The sequence below is a fragment of the Myxococcales bacterium genome (assembly GCA_016703425.1).
Classification (GTDB): Bacteria; Myxococcota_A; Polyangia; order Polyangiales; family Polyangiaceae; genus JADJCA01.
In genome coordinates this window covers 919361-938256 of sequence record JADJCA010000001.1, presented here as the reverse complement: position 1 = coordinate 938256, position 18896 = coordinate 919361, and the positions used below count along the sequence as shown (strand labels likewise).

The window sequence follows — 18896 nt, the reverse complement described above, 5'->3', positions numbered from 1 at the left end:
CGTCGGCCGGCGTGGCGGCTGTCAGAGCGTGACGTCAGCGCAGCAGCGGAAGCCCGTCGAGTAGTCGTGGTACCAATTCTCGTGGGCCTTGGTCTTGTAGTTGCAGCCGTCGCCGTTCTGCGTGACGTCGAGGTAGTAACCGCCCTGGAACCGGCCGCCGCGGTCGTCGACCCACTCGTGCAGATTGCCGACCATGTCGTAGACGCCGTAGTCGTTCGTGCAGGCCTCGTGCTCACCGGTCTTGCTGACGGTGCCCGCGAGCTGGTTCAGCTCGGGGTTGTTCATCTTCGTCATGTTCCAGTAGGTCGGATCGCCATCGCGACCGGGACCGTACAAGACACCCATGGCGCTGCGGCCGTGGTCGTTGCAGCGGCCGCGCTCGCGTTGCTCGCCGTAACCCCAGCCCTTGCCGCTCGAGCCGGTGCATGCCTGCCGCCACTCGACGGGCTTGCAGAGTCGCTTGCCCGAGCGTGCGCACGCGCGCGCAGCCTCGTGGCCGCTGACGTAGCCCTGAGGAATGACGCCACGGGCCGAGACGGCGCGAACGATTCGCCCGTCGACGGTCTCGTAAGGTGACACGGGGCGCTCTTCGCCGTTCGGAAGCACCTCAACGAGCGACGCCTCGAAGCGGTCCACGCAGAAGCGGTCGCCAATGGACGCCATCTCGGGGGGGCACGCAGCGTTGGTCGCGGCCTCGCCGGTGCGGAGCAACTGATCGAGGGGACTCTCGGCGGCGCCGCGGGCGGCCGCGAGGATCGAGCTCTCCGTGGTGGCGAAGAGGCGAGCGCCGCGGTCTTCGCGCGGGGCCCGCTTGGGGCGGCTGGCGACGGTAGCCCGTTCGAAGGACTGGATGGGTCGCACGGCATGAGCCGCTTCCGCCGGGGAGGGGAAGGGCCTTGCACAGGCGGCGACACCCATGAGGAGGGCACCACCAACAAGCGACCAGGCTATGTGTCTTCCGGAAAGGCTCAACGTCACCCTCCGTCGTGCACACCATGTCGGCTCGTGACTGCGAACCGGCGTACGCGACGGCCCTTGGATAAACCGCTTCCGATCCCCAGGGGAACCCCAAATCGACCGGGTGCGAAACAAGGGTGGCACGCCTGAATACGTGCGTTCGCGGCGGAATCCGTATGAACACCAACAATCCCGAATGTTTGAGCTCCAAACGTTTATGCACCAAGGTAGGCGTCTGCCGACTCAACACCACTGGTCGCATTTCCGTCTCTCAACTTGTGCGCAGAACCGCCGCCGTCCGTGATCCGCGAGGGAAGGCCGCTTCATGATCCACCGCCTCTACTTCTCTCCGGGCATGTTTGGCTTTGGTCGCCTTGGTGCCTACGACTACTTCGAGCACCTCGAGCGGGCCATCGCGGCGCGCCTCCGCGCGGCCGGACATGAGGCCGTCTCGTACGTCGTCGACGTGCCGCCGACGGCTTCGCTCCGGCGACGCGCGACGGTGTTGGCGGAGCTCGTCGCACGGACCGCCGAGGACGACGGGCCGATCCATCTCGTGGGCCACTCGACGGGCGGCCTCGACGCGCGCCTCGTGGCATCGCCGAGCGCGCTGTTGCCCTGCGCACCGGGCGCGCTCGCGTGGCTCTCGCGGCTCAAGACGGTGACCACGCTGAACACGCCGCATTGCGGCACACCGCTCGCGAGTTTCTTCGCGACGCTCTCGGGGCAGCGCATGCTCTACGCCATGAGCGCGCTCACCATCATGGCGCTCACCGCCTCAGCGCCGCCCATGGCCGCCGCGAGCGCCCTCGTCGTCGCCATAGGCAGCGCCGACCGGGCCCTCGGCCTCGAACTTCGCGCCCTCGACCGCGCCACTGACGCGTTGCTCCGCGTCCTCGACGACGCGCCGCGCAAGGAGATCAAGAACTTCCTCGATGCGATTCGCGGCGATCAAGGCTCGGTGATTCAACTGACGCCCGAGGCCATGGACCTCTTTCAAGTCGGCGTGGAAGACCGGGCGTTCGTTCACTACCAGTCGGTGGTGACCATGGCTCCAGCGCCTTCCGCTTTGGGCGCGCTCCGATCGATATCTGGCGCGTGGAGCGTGGCATCGACCGCGCTCTTCGCCGCGCTCTGGCGGATCAGCGCGCGCACCCACGAACAATACCCATGCACGGCCCCGCTGAACGAGGCGCAGCGGTTCGCGCTGGGGCGCGCCTTCGGCTCTGTCCCGGAGCCAGGGCAGAGCGACGGCGTCGTTCCGACACGATCGCAGGTTTGGGGCGAGGTCGCGTGGGCCGGCCACGGCGATCACCTCGACGTGCTGGGACACTTTCGTGGCGGCAAGAAGGGGGGCGCGCGCGGCGACGCGGCGGCCGTCCCGCACCGCGATTGGTTGTGCAGCGGCGCCGGCTTCAATCGCGAGCGATTCGACGCGATGGTCGAGGCGGTCACCGCGCGCATGTCGGGCTGATGGGCTGAGCGCCCGCTAACGGCCGCGACCGCCCGCGAGTCGTGCGTAGAGTTGGCCATAGGCCGTTCGCATCTGCTGGGCGGAGAACCGCTCGATGACGTCGCGGCGCGCGGCGAAGCCCATGAGCTGGGCCCGCTCGCGCGAGGACGCGAGCTCGCGCATGGCGACCGCGAGGCCCTCAACGCTGTCTTCGCGCGCCAGGATTCCCGTGGTCCCAGGTCGGACGATCTCGACGAGGCCGCCGACGGGCACGGCGGCGAGGGGAAGCCCCGTGGCCATCGCTTCGAGGAACGCGATGCCCAGGCCCTCCTTTCGCGACGCGGCCACGGTGGCGTGCGCCCGATGCAGGACGGGTCTCGGGTCCGCGAGTGCGCCGTGAAAGACTACGCGGCTCGGAATCCCAAGCTCGCGGGCCAGGCGCTCCAGGTCGCCGCGAATGGCGCCGTCGCCGACGAGCTCGAGGCGCGCTTGCGGCACCAGGGCGAGGGCTCGAAGCGCGCGGTCCACGCCCTTGCGTGGCTCGAGGCGACCCACGAGAACGAAGGTGAACGGTTCGGCGGTGCGGCCTCGCGGCGGCGCGAACCGGTCCGCGTCGACGCCGTTGTGGATCGTGCGAACGCGGTCGGCGGCGAAAGGCGCCCTCGAGAGCAAGACATCACGCACGTGGGCGCTTACCGCCACGGACGCTTGAGCGCGCACCAGCGACCAGCGCGAAAATGGCCAGCATGTGGGGTCATCGAAGACGCGCGTGGAGTGTTCGGTTCGGACCACGGGGGCGCCGACGAGCCGCGCCGCTCGCGTTCCGAGGACCTGCGACTGGAACGTGTGAAGGTGAACCACGTCGGCGCCGCGGGCGCGAAATTCCTCGGCGAGTCGCCGCGCAGCGCCGCCGTCGAAGGGGCGAAGGAGCGAGTGAAACGGCGACTCCGAAGTCCGACCGCCGTCAAACGCATCGAGGCCTCCCGCGCGGAAGAAGTCGACGAGCGCCGTCGACGGAGAAAACACCGCGACCCAGTGTGCCGCGCCGCCGCCGTTGTCGTGAGCGAGGGAACGCAGCATGTGTTCGGCGCCGCCAAGTTCGCCTGCGACGACGACGTGCGCGACGCGAATCACGCGGTCTCCGGCGCCCGCGGCGCGCCCACGGTGAGAATCTTCTTCTGGAAGGCGATCCAAAAGGCGATGGCGATAGCCGTGTGCACCAGCGAAGTCGACAGCGCGATGCCTTCGACGCCGAGGTGGCGCACGAGGACGAGGTTGAGCGTCACGTTGAGGCCCGCGTTTAGGACGCCCATGGCGAACATGATGCCGCTGTTCTGGATGGCCACGTGCGCCCGCGCCAGCACCAGAAGGACTCCGAAAGGCGCGAGGCCGACGAGGTGGTACGGGAAGATCGCGGCCATCCGATCGATGCCCGCCGCGTCCATCTCGCCATGCAAGAACACGAGGGTCAAGAGCGGACGCCGAACGACGAAGAGCACGACCGACGCGGCGCCGAGGATGAGGAGCACGGAGGCCGTCGCTCTACTGACCGTGCGCTTGATGCGCGCGATGTCACGAGAAGCGAAGTCGTCAGCCAGGTGGGCGAGCAAGACCGACAAGAACGTGACCTGCAAGATCGAGGTGGGCAGCGACGAGACGTCGTTGGAATAGCGAAGCAGGGTCGCCCCTCCCGCCATCCCCGCGAGGCCCGCCATGAGTTGGTCGACGACGGGGTTCACCCGCGTGACCGCGCCGCCGGCGACCTCCGACGCCGCGAGTCGCGCGAAGCGGAGCACCGGCTCCGGTCTGGAGAGGGTGAGTCCGTGGCAAGATGCCAAAGTAGCGGATCGCTACCGTCGCCAAGATGAGCGACGCGACGGCCTCGCCGAGGAGCGTCGCGACGGCGACCGACAAGAGGCCGAGCGACGCCTTGCTCCACCAAATGAACAGCAACGTCGTCAGGACGCCCGCGGCGCTCGCCACCGGGTAGGGAACGAAGGCGTGGTGCGCGCTCAGCGTGGCCGCGAAGAACGTCTTGGTGCTCATGAACATGAGCTGCAAGGCGAAGGCGGGAACCATCATGATCGCGAGGCGAAAGTCGGCGCCGTCGTAGCGCAGCCGAAACCAACCGCTGGCGAAGGCGGCCACGAGCAGCGCGAGGCCGCCGCCGATGAGCCAGGTGTACGCGAGGAGTGACCCGCAGATGCGGTTGACGGACGCCGGCTCCTTCAGCTTGGCCTCCGCCAAGATCGGGACAAGAGCCGAGTCGTGGTACGCGCTGAAGACGAGCGAGCCCGCGAAGAGGAAGACGGCCCAGGCGAAGTTGTAGACGTCGGTGGCGTGGCTCCGCCCGAACCAATACGCCAAGAGGAGCGGCAGGAGCGCCTCGCCGGCGCGAAAGATGACTTGAACCGGCAAGAGGAGGAGCGTGGTTCGAACGAGACCGCCGCGCTTCGTCAAGACCCGACGAGCTCCGCAATGTCCGTGAGGCCCACGACGTCGATGCCCTCGCGCGCCGCGAAGGAGAGCAACGCGTCGAGTCGTTGGAGGATGGCGCGAACGCCGCCCTCGTCCTTTGCGTAAGGGCTCGCACCGGCCACGACCTCGACGTTGTGGAACATCGCGTTCAGCACCACGACGCGGTCCGCCTGAAAGCGTCGCGCCGCGCGAATCTCGTCGATGGCTACGGCAACGATGCCCTCCGGTGTCCCCCACGAGGGGCGCAGCCAGCGGGGCTCGAGCTTTCGCCCGATGGCCGGCAACCCGCGGAGACGTGCGGGGCGAATCGTGACGGGCACCTCCAACAGCGGCGAGTCGCCCACGCGCTCCGGGGCGCGCTCGTCGGGGTGGTAAGGCTGCGTCGGCGCACCATCGAAGGATAGCGGCGTCCCCTTGTCGGACCAGTCGATGAACGGCGTGACGCTCGAGTCGACGGCGTAGCCGAGCTCGCGCAAGATCGTGAGGCTACTTTCACCGATGCCAAAGCGCCCGGCGCGAAAGCTCGTCGGTTTGCGATCGAAGGCCCGGCGAAAGCTGTCGGTCAACGCCGTCAGCTTCGCGCGCTCCAGGGCGGCCGGGTAGTCGCGCTGGAACGCCTTGGTTTCGTTGGGCACGAACGCGTCGGGCGGCACAAACTCGCCATGGAGGTGCGTGCCGAGCTCTGCGCTTCGTCCAAGGTCGCGGAGCACCTCGAGGCTCTCGGCGTCGTCGAAGAGCTCCGCCGAGAGCAGGTACGTGGGCCTCGCGCGATGGCTCATGAACAGCGGATGCAGCCGCTCCGCCATACCGCCCTTCACCCCACGAAAGGAGAGGGGCCGCGCGACCTGCCACTGGGGGCCCTTGTCGCATTCGCAGTCGATGCTGATGGAGAGGTATACGCGGCTGCCGCTCATGAAGAAAACCGAGGCCGGAGCGCCACTCTATAGCGCTCTTCGGGGCCCGCGTTTGCCCTGATGGTGCGGGGCCCACACGATCACGGGGTGGCGCGCCTGGCGCTCCCGCGTCGTGGCGCCGCCGGCCCGAGCGAGAGGCAGCGAACTCACCGAAAGATAAGGTATAAGGCCCGGCATGGTCCCCGCCCCGGATAGCCCCGCGTCCGCTCCCGTCGAGGCGGTGTCGGCGCGCCGCAAGGTGCGCGTGCTGTTCGTGAACGACACGGCTCGCAACGGAGGGCCCGGCCGGAGCCTCTATTACATCCTGAAGTTCCTCGATCCCGCGGTGGTGCACCGCGCTGTCCTCTTGCCGCGAAGCGGGGTCATCAGCGATCTCTACGTGAAGGGCGGCGTCGTCGACGAACTCTACTTCGAGCCGAACCTGATCGAAAATCCCATCGAGCCGGCCCATCGACCGATGGAGCGCGACGACTTCGACGCCCCCCTCGCGCTGCGCGCCGGCCGGCTCGCCCTCAACGTTGGACGAGCCACCTTCGGGCTCGCGCGAATGACCCGGCTACTCCGTCGCGGCCGCTTCGACGTCATCTACTGCAACGGCACCAACGCCGACTTCGCCGGGGGCCTCCTGGCCCAGACGAGTCGCGTGCCGGCCATCTGGCACGTTCGCTACACGTCGATCCCCAAGGCCGCTGCACCCATTCACGATGCGCTCGCGAAGAGCGGCGGCGTTCGCCGCATCGTCTGCGTTTCGAAGGCAGCCGCTGCGCTCTTCCCGTTTTGCGAAGAGAAGGTCAAAGTCATCCACAACGCGCTCGACGTCGACGAGTTCAGCGTGGCGCTAAGCGCGCCCGTTCTGCGGAGCGAGCTCGGCTTTGCGCCCGATGCGGTCGTCTTCGGCAGCCAAGGGCGGATCCTGCCCCGCAAGGGCTACGTGGAGATGGTTCGCGCCGCTGACGAAGCGCTGCGCGCCCTCGACGCGAAGGAGCGAGCGCGCTGCAAGTTCGTCGTTCTCGGCGACACGCCGGAGGACATTCGCCCGGACCATCTTGAAGAGTGCCGCGCTCTCGTTCGCTCCTTGGGCCTCGAGGATTGCTTTCACTTCGTAGGCTTTCGCTCCGACGTAAAACCCTACGTCGCGGATTTCGACGTCGCCGTGGTGCCGAGCGTCTACCCCGACCCGCTCCCTCGCGCCGTCATCGAGTCGATGGCCATGGGCAAACCCGTCATCGCCTTCGAGGTGGGGGGCGTCGGCGAGATGCTCGAAGACGGTTCCTGCGGGTCCCTCGTGCCGGTGGGTGACGTGGGTCATATGGCAAGAGAGTTCGTCCGCTACTTCCGCAGCGAGGACCTCCGAAGGCGCCTCGGCGTAAGCGCGCGCACGCGCATCGAGGCGCGCTACGACGCCCGCGTTCACGGGCGCCTGATTCAGAACGAGATCGTCCTCGCAGCGGGGCTCAGTGGGGCTGGCGCATGAAACGGTTCCTGTCGGCGATCGTCGATTTTTCGGGGAGGTTTCCCCTCATCGTCTTGCTCGTCGGCCTCGCCGTAGTCTTTGGCACGTGGAGCTACGCGACGCCGGGCAGGGGCCTCGAGCTCCGGACCGACTTGCGCGAGCTCTTGCCGCGCGACAGCCCGGGGTTCAAAGCCTTTGAGCACCAGTTAGGCCGCGTCGGCGGCGGCGCGACCCTCATCGTGATCGCGGAGTCGCCGGAGCGCGCCTCAAACGAGCGCTTCATCGACGCGCTCGCCGACAAGCTTCGCGCCAGCGTCGACGCTCAGAAGAAATGCGAGGCCGCCTGCGGCGACGACGCTTGCCGCCTGGCGTGCGGGCCGCGACTCATCTCGTACATCGAGAGCGGCACCAAAGACGTCCGGCAGTTCTTCGAAGACAACAAATGGCTCTACGCCGACCTGAAAGATCTCGAGGACGCCGACAGCACGCTCGATCGGCAGATCGCCATCAAGAGCGGCCTCGTCGAGGACCTGATGTCCGACGAGCCAAAGGTTGCGCCAACGGCGGACGCCGGCTCTGGTGCCCCAACCGCGGCGGCCAGCGGCGACGCCGGCGCGAAGAACAACACCGAAAAGAAGTCGGCGCTCGGGATGGACGAGTACCGCGATCGTTGGAAGAAGAAGGCCAACAAGCACGACGACTTCCCCACCGGGTACTTCGCCAACCCCGAGGGCACGGCCCACGGCCTACGCATCGTGTCGACGACGACGGGCCTTGGTGACGCGAGTGGGGAGAGCTTGCTCGGTCGCGTGCAAAAGCTCGTCAACGAGACGAACCCGTCGTCGTTCCACGGGCAGATGAAGGTGGGCTTCGCTGGCGACGTGCCCAACGCGATCCAGGAGAAGGAGTCGCTGGTCAGCGAGGCCGCCTGGGCTTCGCTCGCGGCGGCGCTCCTCATTCTCGGTGGCGTCGTTATCCATTTTCGGTCGCTCTGGTCGCTCGTCATCATCGGCGTTCCACCGCTCGTCGGCGTTGGCTGCGCCTACAGCTACGCGAAGCTCTCCATCGGCTACGTCAACACCGTTGGGCTCTTCCTCGGCGCCATCATCCTCGGCAACGGCGTCAACTACCCCATCGTGCTGCTCTCCCGGTATCGCGAATTCCGGGCTCGCGGCCTCACGCCCGACGTCGCGCGGCGCGACGCGGTGTGGAACGCATTTCGTGCGGAGCTCGTCGGCGCGCTCGTGGCGTCCATCGCGTACGGCTCGCTCACGCTCACGCGCTTTCGCGGCTTCAGCCAGTTCGGCACCATCGGCCTCTTGGGGATGATCCTCGTGTGGCTGGCGATGATCCCGCTGGTGCCGGCGCTCATCGTCGTGCGCGAACGCATCGGGGAGCGGATTCCATTCCTCAAGGAGCGCGCGCCGAAGGTCGATGCCGACGGAAGTCGTCGCTTGCCGCGAGCGCTCGCCTACGTGACGGAGCGGTTCCCCGGCGTCTTCGTGGGGCTTGCGCTCGTGGCCACCGTCGTGGCCGCGTGGCAGCTCCCGGCCTATTTCAAGGATCCTTGGGAATACAACTTCGACAAGCTCGGCTCGAAGGGCAGCAAGGTCGGCGGCGCCGGAGAGTGGTCCGTCAAGGCGGAGCGTGTCTTCGGCGGCAAGATGAACGTCGCTGGCGCGCTCATGCTTGCGGACACGCCCGAGCAGGTGCCGTTGGTCAAGCAGCAGATCTTGCTGAATGACGCGAACGACAAGAAGGGACAACTCATCGCCGAGGTCGCCACCATCGAGGACCTCTTGCCGGGGACCGCCGCTGAGCAGAAGGCGAAGCTCGAAATCTTGGCCAGCATTCGCGACCGACTCACGCCCGCCGTCATGCACGGCTTGGAGGGTGACGAGCGCACGCGCGTCGAGGAAATCCGGCCGCCCGACAGCCTCAAGGTCCTCGGCCCCGCCGACGTTCCGGCGCTACTCAAGCGGCGATTCCAGGACGCCGCCGGCAACATCAACGTCTTCTACGTCAAGTACAAGAACGACGTCTCTCACTCCGACGGACGGAACCTGCTCCGCATGAGCGCGTCGACCTCGAACGTCACGTTGCCCGACGGCACGCTCGTGCAGACGGCGAGTCGGCCGACGATCTTCGCCGAGATGATCAAGTCGATGCAGCGCGACGGCCCTCTCGCCACGGTGGCATCGTTTCTTGCCGTCGTCCTCGTGATCGCCTTCGCCACCATGAGCTTCCGAGGCTTCGTGTGCGTCATAGCGGCCCTCGTGATGGGCGTCATCTGGACCGTCGGCGGTGCGGCCTATCACGGCATGCAGCTCAACTACATCAACTTCATCGCGCTCCCGATCACCTTCGGCATCGGTTGCGAGTATCCCTTCAACGTCTTTGACCGAAGTCGCCTGCTCGGCGGTGACGCAAGCTCGGCGGTGCGACGCGTGAGCGGGGCCGTTGCGCTCTGCAGCTACACGACCATCGTCGGTTACGGCTCTCTCATCTTCAACGACAACCAGGCGCTCGAGTCGTTCGGGTGGCTGGCCATGGTCGGCGAGTTCGCCACGCTGATCGCTGCGCTCTTCGTCCTGCCCTCGCTCTTGCACCTGTGGAAGGCCAAGCCCGGCGAGGTCCACAGCGCCGATCAGATCACACGATAGCCGCGCGGTGGCCGCCCCTCGTTCGTGGAGGGCGAGTCAAAACAGACTGCGGACCGTAGGTAGAAAGCCGCGCGAGCGCGCCCAGGCCAGCGCGGTCTTCGTCTCGCTGCGGAGCAACGAGAAGCCCATGTCGGCGGGGTGCATGGCGAGCCTTGCGGGAAGCAAGCGTTCGAGCGGTGAGAGCGCTCGCACGCCGAGGACGCTCGTCGCGAGTCGCCCCGGCGTACGGCTGGAGTAGTTGAGGACGAGCGTTCGCCGCGACGCCCTGGAGGTTGGATCAACGACCCGCACGTGATCTTCTGTGAAGCGCAGGCCGAAGGACGCGAGCACATCCAGCATCCACGGTGGCATCGACCAAGCCGGCGGAACGAAGCCGACGGGCGAGAGCTTGGCGTCCGCGAGGACGCGGAGGCCGTCTTCGATTCGTCGCCTCGCCTCGGCTTCCCCGACGTCGCTAAACTCGGCTTCACTCCCTGAGACGACGTGCTGCGCGTAGAGCCGCCTTAGGCCCGATGGCGCCGGCCGACCTCCGCCGCCTAAGACAAGGGGCGCGACGCCGCTCAGGTGGTAGTAGCCGTGGAGCAAGATCTCGTGCCCGTCGCGCTCGAGCGCGCGGAGGCGGTCGACGAACGCTGGCGCATCCCCGAGCGGCGCCTTCGCGTGGAAGTTCGGCACGACGAGGAGGCTCGGCTTGACGCCAACCTCGTGCGCCAACGAGAGCGCAAGCTCAACCTCGCGTGACCAGGCGGGGCTGACGTCGTGGAGCGAAACGTGGACCGGCACGGGCGCCTATATAGCGGTCTTCGCCGCTGTGAGGAGCGCTTCGTAGCGTTCGAAGAGCGCTTTGAAGTGGTCCTCCATGGAGTGAACCTTCGCGGCCGTGTCGGCGGCCGCGCTCCGAAGCGCGTTCGAAGGCCGCTCGAGCAACGCGAGCGCGCTCGCGGCCGCGGCTGCCGCGTCGAGGGAAGGGTAGGTGACGACGCTCTCGCCGCGCGCCAACTCGGCAGCACCGCCGCGATCGGGGACCACAGCGGGAAGCCCCGAAGCGATGGCCTCGGCAACGCCGAGCCCGAAGGTCTCGAAGGGGCACGCGTGGAGGAGAAGATCGGAGCTGGCGAGCAAGCGCGCCAAGGGGGCGCGTCCGCGCAAGAACCCTACGAGCTCCACGTCGCCGCGCGCCTTGGCCCAGGTTTCGATGCGCGCTCGTTCGGGGCCGTCGCCGAAGACGAGCAACTTGGCGCCCGGCTTCGCGAGGGCGATGCGGTCGAAGGCCTCCATGATGACGTCCCAGCGCTTCTCCACGGCGAACCGCCCGATGGCGACGACGAGCGGCCCGTGCCTCTCGCCCAAGCGCTCGCGCCGCAGGGACTCATCGCGCTGGTCGGGCCGGAAGATGGCCTTCTCGACGCCGAAGGGGACGAGCTCCACGCGGGCAACGCCATGCTCCCTCAGCTTGTCGGCCTGAAAACGCGACGCGGCGAACGTCGCGCAGCAACTCGCCGCAATCGTCCGGACCCACGCCCAGAGCGGTTCAACGGCGGCGTCCACGGCCCGCGCGGCGGTCGTCGCCTTCGGCCGGCCCGGGAGGCCCATGACGGAGCGCTCGAGGCCGCCGCGAAGGTACGTGTCGATGAAGTCGGCGTGCCATACGAACGTTCGAATGCCGAAGTGAGCCGCCGGCACAGCCATGGCACCAATCGCCGCGAGATAGGGCGAATGGATTTCAAGAACGTCCGGCCGGATCCGTCCAACGAGCTTCCGAACCCGACCGAGGCGCCACAGCAGGTGATAGGTCGGGTCGTACGGCAGAGCTGGACCACCCACATGTAGTATGCTAGAGCCACCGCCAGCATTGGCCGGGGGAACAGCGATTTCTTTTGTGATTTCAGGACCTGGCGCAATCACCCAGTGTTGGTGGCCCAGTTGGCACGAAACATGACCCTTCGCGGACAGATGGCTTCGAACACCGCCTCCCCTTTGCGAGTAGAACTCGGTCAGGTCCACGAGCTTCATCGCGGCGCCGCGCTTCGCGACGTTTCGGCCAAGTTGCCGAAATCAAACGATGAAACGCACCCGTTCGAGCAGCTCACCGCCCGAAACGGGCGCCCGTTGAAGGTCGCCATCCTGAGTGACTTCACGCGCATACCCTACGCCAATGGTGCAGCATTCCAGACACGCTTCCTGTATCAAGAATTGCGTCGGTGTGGTCACGAAGTCACAGTCATTGGCCCGCATGACCCCGACGGGCGTCCGGAAGACCTTGCCCCCGGCACCATCGAGCTCCCCAGCCTACCGCTAAAGACTTACCCGGGCGTCAACCTGCCTATGCCGCTCGCGGCCTGGGTCTACGACCCCGAGCGGTGGGACTTCGACATCGTGTTCGCCCAGACGACCTCCACCCTGATGGAGTTCGGCGTCTGGCTCCGCAAGATGAAGGGCATCCCGCTCTTGTGCGTCAACACGACCCACCTCGTCGCCGCGTACGACGTGCTTCTGCCCGAGCGCCTGGCGAAAATCGACGCCGTGCACGCGGGCCTCGAGCTTACGCTGCGCCGTCCCTTCGAGAAGAGCTTCGCGAAGATCTTCAACAACAGCGACGGCCTTATCGTCCTGTCCGACGGCCTCCGCCGCTATTGGCGCGAGCGCGGCGTGACGGCGCCGATTCACGTGATCCCGCGGGCTGTCCAGACCGCCGTCTTCGATCGCCCCATCGGCGACGATCCTTTCACCTTCCTCGGCGCCGAAGCCGGCCCGCGCCTCCTTTGCACGGGGCGCCACACGCGCGAGAAGTCCCCCGATCGCCTCGTTCGCATCTTCGCCAAGCACGTGGCGCCGGCGGAGCCCACCGCGACGTTGACCTTCGTGGGCGTCGGGCCGCAGACGGAGAAGCTCAAGGTGCTCGCTTCTGACCTTGGCGTCGCCGCGCGCGTGCACTTCCTCGGTGAGGTCGACTTCGCCAAGATGGCGGACTACTACGCGCACGCCGATATCTTCGTGCACACCTCGCTCAGCGAGACCTACGGCAACGTGATGGGCGAGGCGCTTTGGTGCGGCACTCCGACCGTCGCCTTCGCCGACGGCATGGGCGTGAGCTCGCAGATCGAAGACGGCGTCAACGGAGTGCTCCTCGCCCCCGGCACGCGGAGCGAAGGAAAGGAGGGCGCCGACGCGGCCTTCGGTCGCGCCGTCGTGGCCCTCATTCGCGACCCCGAGCGTCGCGCTGGCTTGGGACGCTCGGCCGCCCGCATCGCACGCGAACGGGCGCACCCGCGCGCCGTGCAGGGCAAGGTTGTTGAGGCCTTTCGCTCCGCGCAAGACCACGCCGCCGCCTGCGGCCTTCGGGCCGTCGCGCAAGGGCCCCTTCCGCTCCGCTGGTACACGACGTTCCGTCACTTCCAGCCGTGGACGTCGGTCATGGCGGGGCTCTACGTGCTGGGCCACCTGCGGCCTGCCAAAGCGAAGCCCGTCGCGATTCAGAAGCACTTCGCAGGCTAAGGCCGCGGCAGCGCGAGCATCTGAGCGAGCGCGTCACGCGAAGAAGGCGTCGCGCGAGCCAAATAGCCGGCGAGTGCGCTCAGCGTGTTGCTGAGAGGCCAAGGCTCGAGCGAGGCGAAGTCGGTCGCGCCGAGGAGCGCGCCGAGCAGCTTCGCCTCGTGGTTTCGGTCGCTGCCGAGCGCGAGCTCGATGAGCGGCATGACGGGCCCGACGTCCGGTGCCGCGGCGAGCGAGCGTTTTTGCAGCTGGGTCGCCTTGCGCGACTTGAGGGCCATCAGCCGCGAGGTCGCGTCGCCGACTTCGCGAGCCGCAGCCGCGCCGAGCAGTTGACCGAGGCGCTCGGCGACGAAGAGCTCGCCTTCGCTGCGCGCCGTTTGCATGACCAAGAGGGCCCGGGCGAGGTCCTCGACCTCTCGTCCCACGAGGCGCGTGTGCAGGGCGCTCTTCAGCTCTTCCCTTAGGCGTCTCCGCATCGCCGACTCGGTCTCGTCGTCGTGGCGGAGGCGTTGCTCAAGCGCATCGAGCTCGCCGCGGCGAGCGGGCGTCACGAAGCTCTTGGCGACGTCGAGCAACGTGGCCACTGCGCCACCTCGGACGCCGGACCGCAACGCCGACGGTGTGGCGCCGCCGTCCCCTCCTGCAGAGCTAGTCACGGCCCCCGAGCGCCGTTGGTACGCGGTTCCACTCGGCTGTGGCGGCGGGCTCCAGCGTCGGCGTCACTGCTGGCAGCTACCGCGAGCTCCGCTCGATGGAAGACAGAGACTCGGACCGCCACTGCAATCGATCGCTTGGCAGTCGACCTTGCATTTGCTCTTGCGAAGGGCTTCCACCGCCGCGATGAAGCTCTTCGTGGCTTGCGTGCTCTTGCTCGTCACAAACAGCGGGCAGCAGACGTCGGCGACCGACTGCGCGCACTGAACCCCAGGGTCGGTGAAGGAACACGCCGCGGCGTTGGGGCGTAGCTGATCGATTTGAGCGAGCAGCGCCTGGCAGGACGAGCTTGCGGCTGCATCGGCTGTGGGCGGTGCGGCGGCCTCGCGAACGGCGCCGGCATCGGACGCAAGGGCCCCCGCGTCGGTTCTCTCAGCGAGCACGTCGCCGGGCTTAGACTCGGTCGTTTGCGGCTGACCGCGACCGAACGCGTCGTCCGACGTGGCGCTGCCGCACGCGGCGAAAACGAGGAGCGCGAAGAGCGCGCCGGTAGAGCGAAAGGAAGGGAACATGGATCTCTTGGCAGCTCGTCACGCCGAGGGCGTGAGGCTCACGACGGGGTGAAGTCCACAAGAGCGTACCGCGCCCCCGGCGAGCCGCCACCTTTCGCTCGCAACAGCGCGAAGGATGCCGCTAACGATCCTCCGAACGATCCTGGCCGACCCATTCGACGACGGTCCGCAAGCCTTCGTCGAGAGCGACACGCGGCTCCCAATCGAGCTCGGCGCCGGCGCGCGAAATGTCGGCAAACGTCGCCTCGACGTCGCCAAGTTGAGGCGGCAACGCTTCGATCGCGAGGGGCTTTCCAGTGGCTTGCTCAAGGGCGGTCACCAACTCGGTCAGGCTGACGGGACGGCCTGAGCCCAGGTTGTAGGTCCGGAAGCCCGGCGGGGCCAGGTCTGACGCGGCGAGGATGCCGCGGACGATGTCGCTCACGTGCGTGAAATCGCGGCGCATCGAGCCGTCACCAAAGCGCGGCACGGCGCGGCCGGCGAGCGCCGCCCGCGCGAACAGCGTGATGGCCATCTCGGGGCGTTGCCGCGGGCCGTACACGGTGAAGAAGCGGAGCGCTGCGCAGCGCAGCGAGGGCGCCTGCTTGAGCAACGCGCTCGCCACGAGCTCGGCGCCGCGCTTCGACGCGGCGTACGGTGACTCGGGCACGACGCATGCGGCGTCTTCGTGCGCCGGCAGGGGCGTCGAATTTCCGTAGACCGACGAGCTCGAGGCGAAGACGACGCGCTCGACGCCGAGGGCCCGCGCCGCCTCAAGGACGACCGCCGTGCCTTCGACGTTGACGCGCGCGTACCGCGCCGGTGCCAAGAACGACGGACGGACGCCGGCAAGCCCCGCGAGGTGCACGACGCGCGCAGCGCCTTCCATGGCCCCTCGCACCGCGACTTCGTCCGTGATGCAGCCCTCGACGACGCGGAGCGGCGCTCCGAGGGCCTCTAGATCGCGCACGTTGCGCCGCTTCTCTTCCCGCGGGTAGGGAGCGTCGCTGAAGTCGTCGAGGATGACGACCTCGGCGCCGCGAGCGAGGAGCTCTCGCGAGACGTGGAAGCCGATGAAGCCCGCGCCGCCGGTAACGAGCCAGCGCTCCCGGCGGGGCCCGGTCACGGCCGGCGTCACGGGCGGCTCGGGATCGCGCCGGGGAGCGGCGCCGGCACCCCAACGCCGACGTACCGAAGGCCCGCGCGGACCACCTCCGACGCGCGCCAGATGTTGCGCGCGTCGAGGAGCACCGGGTTTCGTAGGCGACGACGCATCTCCGTGAAGTTCGGAGCGCGGTAGCTACGCCACTCGGTGAGGAGCACGAGGACGTCGGCGCCGTCGAGGGCGTCGTATTCGCGATCAAAAAGCGCGACCTTGCCGTCGACGGCCTTCGAGAAGTTGGGTCCCGCTTCCGGATCATGACCGCGCACGCAGGCGCCCTTGTCGAGCAAGGCGCGGGCGAGGCGCACCGAGGGCGCTTCGCGGATGTCGTCGGTTTCTGGTTTGAACGCGAGGCCCCAAAGGACCACCGTCTTTCCTGTGGCGTCGCCGCCGAGCGCCTGCACCACGAGGTCGAGGAGGAAGTCGCCCTGCTCCTCGTTGGCGATGTGCGTGGCCTCGGCCATGCGCATGGGCACGCCATGCTTCTTTCCAAGGGCGGAGAGCGCTTGCACGTCTTTCGGGAAACAAGAGCCGCCGTAGCCGGGGCCCGCGTAGAGGAAGCGCTTGCCGATGCGACCGTCGGAGCCGACGCCGAGGCGGACCGCGTGAATGTCGGCGCCCGTCACGTGGCAGAGCCGCGATAGCTCATTCATGAACGAGACGCGCATCGCGAGCATCGTGTTGGAGGCGTACTTGATGAGCTCGCTGGAGCGCGTGTCGGTGATGACGAGCCGCTCGCCAGAGAGCTGAAGCGGACCGTAGAGTTCGCGGAGCAGCTCGCGCGCGCCCTCGCTCTTCGCGCCCAAGATGATGCGGTCGGGGCGGAAGAAGTCGGCGACGGCGGCGCCTTCCTTCAAGAACTCCGGGTTCGACACCACCTCGAGCCGTACGGTGCCGAGCGAGTCGAGCCTCTGTTGCACGGCGTCGCATGTCCCCACGGGGACGGTGCTCTTGATAGCCACCAGGGCGGGCTTCTTGGCCGTCTTGGCGATCTGCTCCGCCGCGGCAAGGACCGCGTCGATGTTGGCGGCACCGTCGGGGCCCGGAGGCGTGCCCACGGCGATGAAGTAGATGTCCGCCTCGTCGTAGGGCGGGCTGACGCTGACGGCGAACCGCAAGCGACCGCTGCGCTCGTTGCGCCGGATGAGATCGCTCAGGCCGGGCTCGTAGATGGGAACGACGCCGTCGTTCAATTGCCGAATCTTGTCAGGGTCGATGTCGACGCAGAGCACGTCGTGGCCCAACTCCGCGAGACCCGTGCCGGTTACCAGGCCGACGTACCCAACCCCAAGTGCAACGAGGCGCATGGCGGCACGCTAGTGCCGCGCTGTGGCAGAGTCTAGCGGTCCCGCGAGCGTGCCCTTAGCGCGCCGTTTCGTAGAGCCACCAGCCGCCTTCGTGGGCCGCGAGGCGCAGGGCGTCGGGGAGGGGGCCGGGGGCGCCCTCGGGCCGCGTCCGGATGAGCACGTGCGTCCAATCGGCGAGCCGGTATTCGGGCCAGTCGATGCGTACGAGGTTGCTCTCGCTGTACGTCTTGGGCAGCCGAAGGGCGGGGTTTTTCTCGGTTGGGTACAGCGCCGTGCCCTGGTGGAACCACACGTCGCTGACGACGATGGGCCGCTCCGTCAGGACGAGCTTGTCGTAGTGAATGAACGGGTGCGCCGTGAAGACGTCGCTGTTCGGGTCGATGGGGAGGTTCAAGAGGCGCGCACCGGCGGGCACGTGCGCGAGGACCTCCTTGAACCCGCGCGCCTCGTGCTGAAAACGGTACGAGCCGGCGAGCGCCAGACCGACGACGAGGAGCGCCGCGAGGGGAGCACCGACGCGCATCGAGCGCGGCGCACGCCCTTCGCCGTACGCCATCACGAGGAGGAACAAAATGAGCGGCACCAGGCGACCGTCGACGAAGCCGAACCAGCCGATGGAGTGAGGCAACGCGGCGAAGACCACGAAGGTGAGAGCCGCGAGGAGGAGCAGCGTTCGCGCGTGCCGCTCGCGGGCCGCTGCGCCGTCCTGCATCTCCGCGCCCCGGGGTCCAAAGGTGGCGCGGGCCGTACGCCATGCGCCCGTTAGAACGAGGGCCCACAAGAGGAGGCCTGCGAGGACATCGAGGCCCGTCCGCGTCGTCATGGTGGTCGTGACCAACAAGGCGAGCTTCTCCAAGGGGCCCTCGAAGACAGGATTGAGCGCGACCTCGGGCAAGGGCGCCGAACCTTGCGGCAGCGAACCGAGCCGGGTCGTCCAGGCCACGTACGACGAGAGGAGGAGGGCGGGGACGAAGACACGGACGCGAGCGATGCGTCGTCGCTCCGTGCCGCGCGCGCCGAGGAGTGTCGCCACCGACATGAGGCCAAGCCCGAGGACGAAGGCGTGACCGTGCGCCACGAAGAGGAACACCGCACCCACCGCGAGCCACGCCTCCTTGGCGAAAGTCCGCGCGCCTTCGTCAACAACGGCCATGAGCTCGAACCAGACCGTCAAGACGACCAGCATGACCACGAGACCGAGCAGGTAGCTCGCGAAGCCGAGCAGCGTCATCAGGCCAAAGGACAGCGCGATGCCGAGGAAGATCGTCGTCGGCGAACCGTCCCCGTGGAGGCGTTTGCGTGCAAAGTACAGCGCGGCCGGCGTTGCCAGGACCGGCAACGTGCCGAGCGCGCGAACGGCGCCAACGGGGCCCAGCACGCGGTGGAACGCCTCGCCGAGGAAGCGAAAGAGCGAGTAGGGGCCGAGCCGTGACGCGAGGACGAAGTAGTCTTGGTCAAACGGCGACACTTCGAAGCGATGTCGCAGCGCGATGAGGCCCGCGTGCGCCGGCAGGTCCATAAAGGGGAGCGCCTCGAAGGCCCAGAAGACGAGGACCGCGAGGGCCCACAGCGCGAAGAGTGAACCCCAGATCCAGGTGCGCCGGCTGTGCGCGCCCGCGCCCCTGGCCTCGTCTTCGCTTACGCCTCTCCTCAGCTCCCTTCGGGCGGACGGCGCAGCCTCGTCGGCGAGCGGCTCTGCGGGGGCGTGGGTCGTCACGGCCCGCGCAGCATAGTCCCGCCCGGGCGCGCCGCAATCGGCCCGGGCGCCCAAACGGATTTCCGCGTCATTGCCGCGATTTGCGCGCCTTCCCG

Annotated in this window: 16 protein-coding genes; 4 read left to right on the top strand and 12 right to left on the bottom strand. The window is 67.9% G+C overall.

Annotation, left to right across the window (positions count from 1 at the left end; all coding sequences use genetic code 11):
* Positions 1–21 precede the first annotated feature (21 nt).
* The gene (locus IPG50_04065) at positions 22–861 is read right to left on the bottom strand and encodes an SUMF1/EgtB/PvdO family nonheme iron enzyme (GenBank protein MBK6691363.1); all 840 of its coding nucleotides are present in this window, start codon (positions 859–861) and stop codon (positions 22–24) included.
* 421 nt (positions 862–1282) lie between these two features.
* On the opposite strand from IPG50_04065, the gene IPG50_04060 reads away from it, so the two are divergent.
* Positions 1283–2431, top strand: a complete 1149-nt coding sequence (locus IPG50_04060; protein ID MBK6691362.1) for a hypothetical protein — start codon at positions 1283–1285, stop codon at positions 2429–2431.
* A gap of 15 nt (positions 2432–2446) precedes the next feature.
* On the opposite strand, the gene IPG50_04055 is transcribed toward IPG50_04060, so the two are convergent.
* The 4 genes from IPG50_04055 to IPG50_04040 are packed head-to-tail and all read right to left on the bottom strand — an operon-like array spanning position 2447 to position 5802.
* Complete coding sequence (locus IPG50_04055; GenBank protein ID MBK6691361.1) at positions 2447–3544, bottom strand: glycosyltransferase family 4 protein; 1098 nt, start codon at positions 3542–3544, stop codon at positions 2447–2449.
* Positions 3541–4029, bottom strand: a complete 489-nt coding sequence (locus IPG50_04050; protein MBK6691360.1) for a hypothetical protein — start codon at positions 4027–4029, stop codon at positions 3541–3543. Before IPG50_04050 ends, IPG50_04055 begins: the two co-directional genes overlap by 4 nt.
* The gene (locus IPG50_04045) at positions 4001–4870 is read right to left on the bottom strand and encodes a hypothetical protein (GenBank protein MBK6691359.1); all 870 of its coding nucleotides are present in this window, start codon (positions 4868–4870) and stop codon (positions 4001–4003) included. The genes IPG50_04050 and IPG50_04045 overlap by 29 nt, the downstream gene beginning before the upstream one ends.
* Positions 4867–5802, bottom strand: coding sequence for a hypothetical protein (locus IPG50_04040; GenBank protein ID MBK6691358.1), 936 nt, complete (start codon positions 5800–5802; stop codon positions 4867–4869). The genes IPG50_04045 and IPG50_04040 overlap by 4 nt, the downstream gene beginning before the upstream one ends.
* A gap of 175 nt (positions 5803–5977) precedes the next feature.
* Here IPG50_04040 and IPG50_04035 point away from each other — a divergent pair, with 175 nt between their 5' ends.
* A complete protein-coding gene (locus IPG50_04035) occupies positions 5978–7276 on the top strand; it encodes a glycosyltransferase (GenBank protein ID MBK6691357.1) in 1299 nt (432 codons plus the stop codon).
* Positions 7273–9918: an MMPL family transporter gene (locus IPG50_04030; protein MBK6691356.1), complete on the top strand. Its 2646-nt coding sequence runs from the start codon at positions 7273–7275 to the stop codon at positions 9916–9918. Before IPG50_04035 ends, IPG50_04030 begins: the two co-directional genes overlap by 4 nt.
* Positions 9919–9954: 36 nt before the next feature.
* On the opposite strand, the gene IPG50_04025 is transcribed toward IPG50_04030, so the two are convergent.
* Together IPG50_04025 and IPG50_04020 are read right to left on the bottom strand one after the other, a co-directional pair.
* The gene (locus IPG50_04025) at positions 9955–10701 is read right to left on the bottom strand and encodes a DUF2334 domain-containing protein (GenBank protein MBK6691355.1); all 747 of its coding nucleotides are present in this window, start codon (positions 10699–10701) and stop codon (positions 9955–9957) included.
* Positions 10702–10707: 6 nt separating this feature from the next.
* Entirely contained in the window at positions 10708–11931 is a 1224-nt protein-coding gene (locus tag IPG50_04020; GenBank protein ID MBK6691354.1) for a glycosyltransferase, read from the bottom strand.
* Between IPG50_04020 and IPG50_04015 the strand changes: the two genes are divergently transcribed.
* Positions 11854–13413, top strand: coding sequence for a glycosyltransferase (locus IPG50_04015; protein ID MBK6691353.1), 1560 nt, complete (start codon positions 11854–11856; stop codon positions 13411–13413). The genes IPG50_04020 and IPG50_04015 overlap by 78 nt on opposite strands.
* On the opposite strand, the gene IPG50_04010 is transcribed toward IPG50_04015, so the two are convergent.
* From IPG50_04010 to IPG50_03990, 5 genes are all read right to left on the bottom strand, one after another.
* Positions 13410–13994, bottom strand: a complete 585-nt coding sequence (locus IPG50_04010; GenBank protein ID MBK6691352.1) for a hypothetical protein — start codon at positions 13992–13994, stop codon at positions 13410–13412. The genes IPG50_04015 and IPG50_04010 overlap by 4 nt on opposite strands.
* A gap of 135 nt (positions 13995–14129) precedes the next feature.
* Positions 14130–14636 (bottom strand): hypothetical protein, encoded by a 507-nt coding sequence (locus tag IPG50_04005; protein MBK6691351.1) that lies wholly within the window; start codon positions 14634–14636, stop codon positions 14130–14132.
* Between the two features lie 121 nt (positions 14637–14757).
* Positions 14758–15741, bottom strand: coding sequence for an NAD-dependent epimerase/dehydratase family protein (locus tag IPG50_04000; GenBank protein ID MBK6691350.1), 984 nt, complete (start codon positions 15739–15741; stop codon positions 14758–14760).
* 8 nt (positions 15742–15749) lie between these two features.
* Entirely contained in the window at positions 15750–17084 is a 1335-nt protein-coding gene (locus IPG50_03995; GenBank protein MBK6691349.1) for a UDP-glucose/GDP-mannose dehydrogenase family protein, read from the bottom strand.
* A 55-nt stretch (positions 17085–17139) separates the two neighbouring features.
* Positions 17140–18801: a hypothetical protein gene (locus IPG50_03990; GenBank protein MBK6691348.1), complete on the bottom strand. Its 1662-nt coding sequence runs from the start codon at positions 18799–18801 to the stop codon at positions 17140–17142.
* Between the last annotated feature and the right edge of the window lie 95 nt (positions 18802–18896).

Excerpts from the sequence above, each read along its gene's own strand:
- IPG50_04060 (MBK6691362.1), top strand. The coding sequence starts at position 1,283 with ATGATCCACCGCCTCTACTTCTCTCCGGGCATGTTTGGCTTTGGTCGC.
- IPG50_04040 (MBK6691358.1), bottom strand. The coding sequence starts at position 5,802 with ATGAGCGGCAGCCGCGTATACCTCTCCATCAGCATCGACTGCGAATGC.
- IPG50_04035 (MBK6691357.1), top strand. The coding sequence starts at position 5,978 with ATGGTCCCCGCCCCGGATAGCCCCGCGTCCGCTCCCGTCGAGGCGGTG.
- IPG50_04030 (MBK6691356.1), top strand. The coding sequence starts at position 7,273 with ATGAAACGGTTCCTGTCGGCGATCGTCGATTTTTCGGGGAGGTTTCCC.
- IPG50_04015 (MBK6691353.1), top strand. The coding sequence starts at position 11,854 with ATGACCCTTCGCGGACAGATGGCTTCGAACACCGCCTCCCCTTTGCGA.
- IPG50_04020 (MBK6691354.1), bottom strand. The coding sequence starts at position 11,931 with ATGAAGCTCGTGGACCTGACCGAGTTCTACTCGCAAAGGGGAGGCGGT.
- IPG50_04005 (MBK6691351.1), bottom strand. The coding sequence starts at position 14,636 with ATGTTCCCTTCCTTTCGCTCTACCGGCGCGCTCTTCGCGCTCCTCGTT.
- IPG50_03995 (MBK6691349.1), bottom strand. The coding sequence starts at position 17,084 with ATGCGCCTCGTTGCACTTGGGGTTGGGTACGTCGGCCTGGTAACCGGC.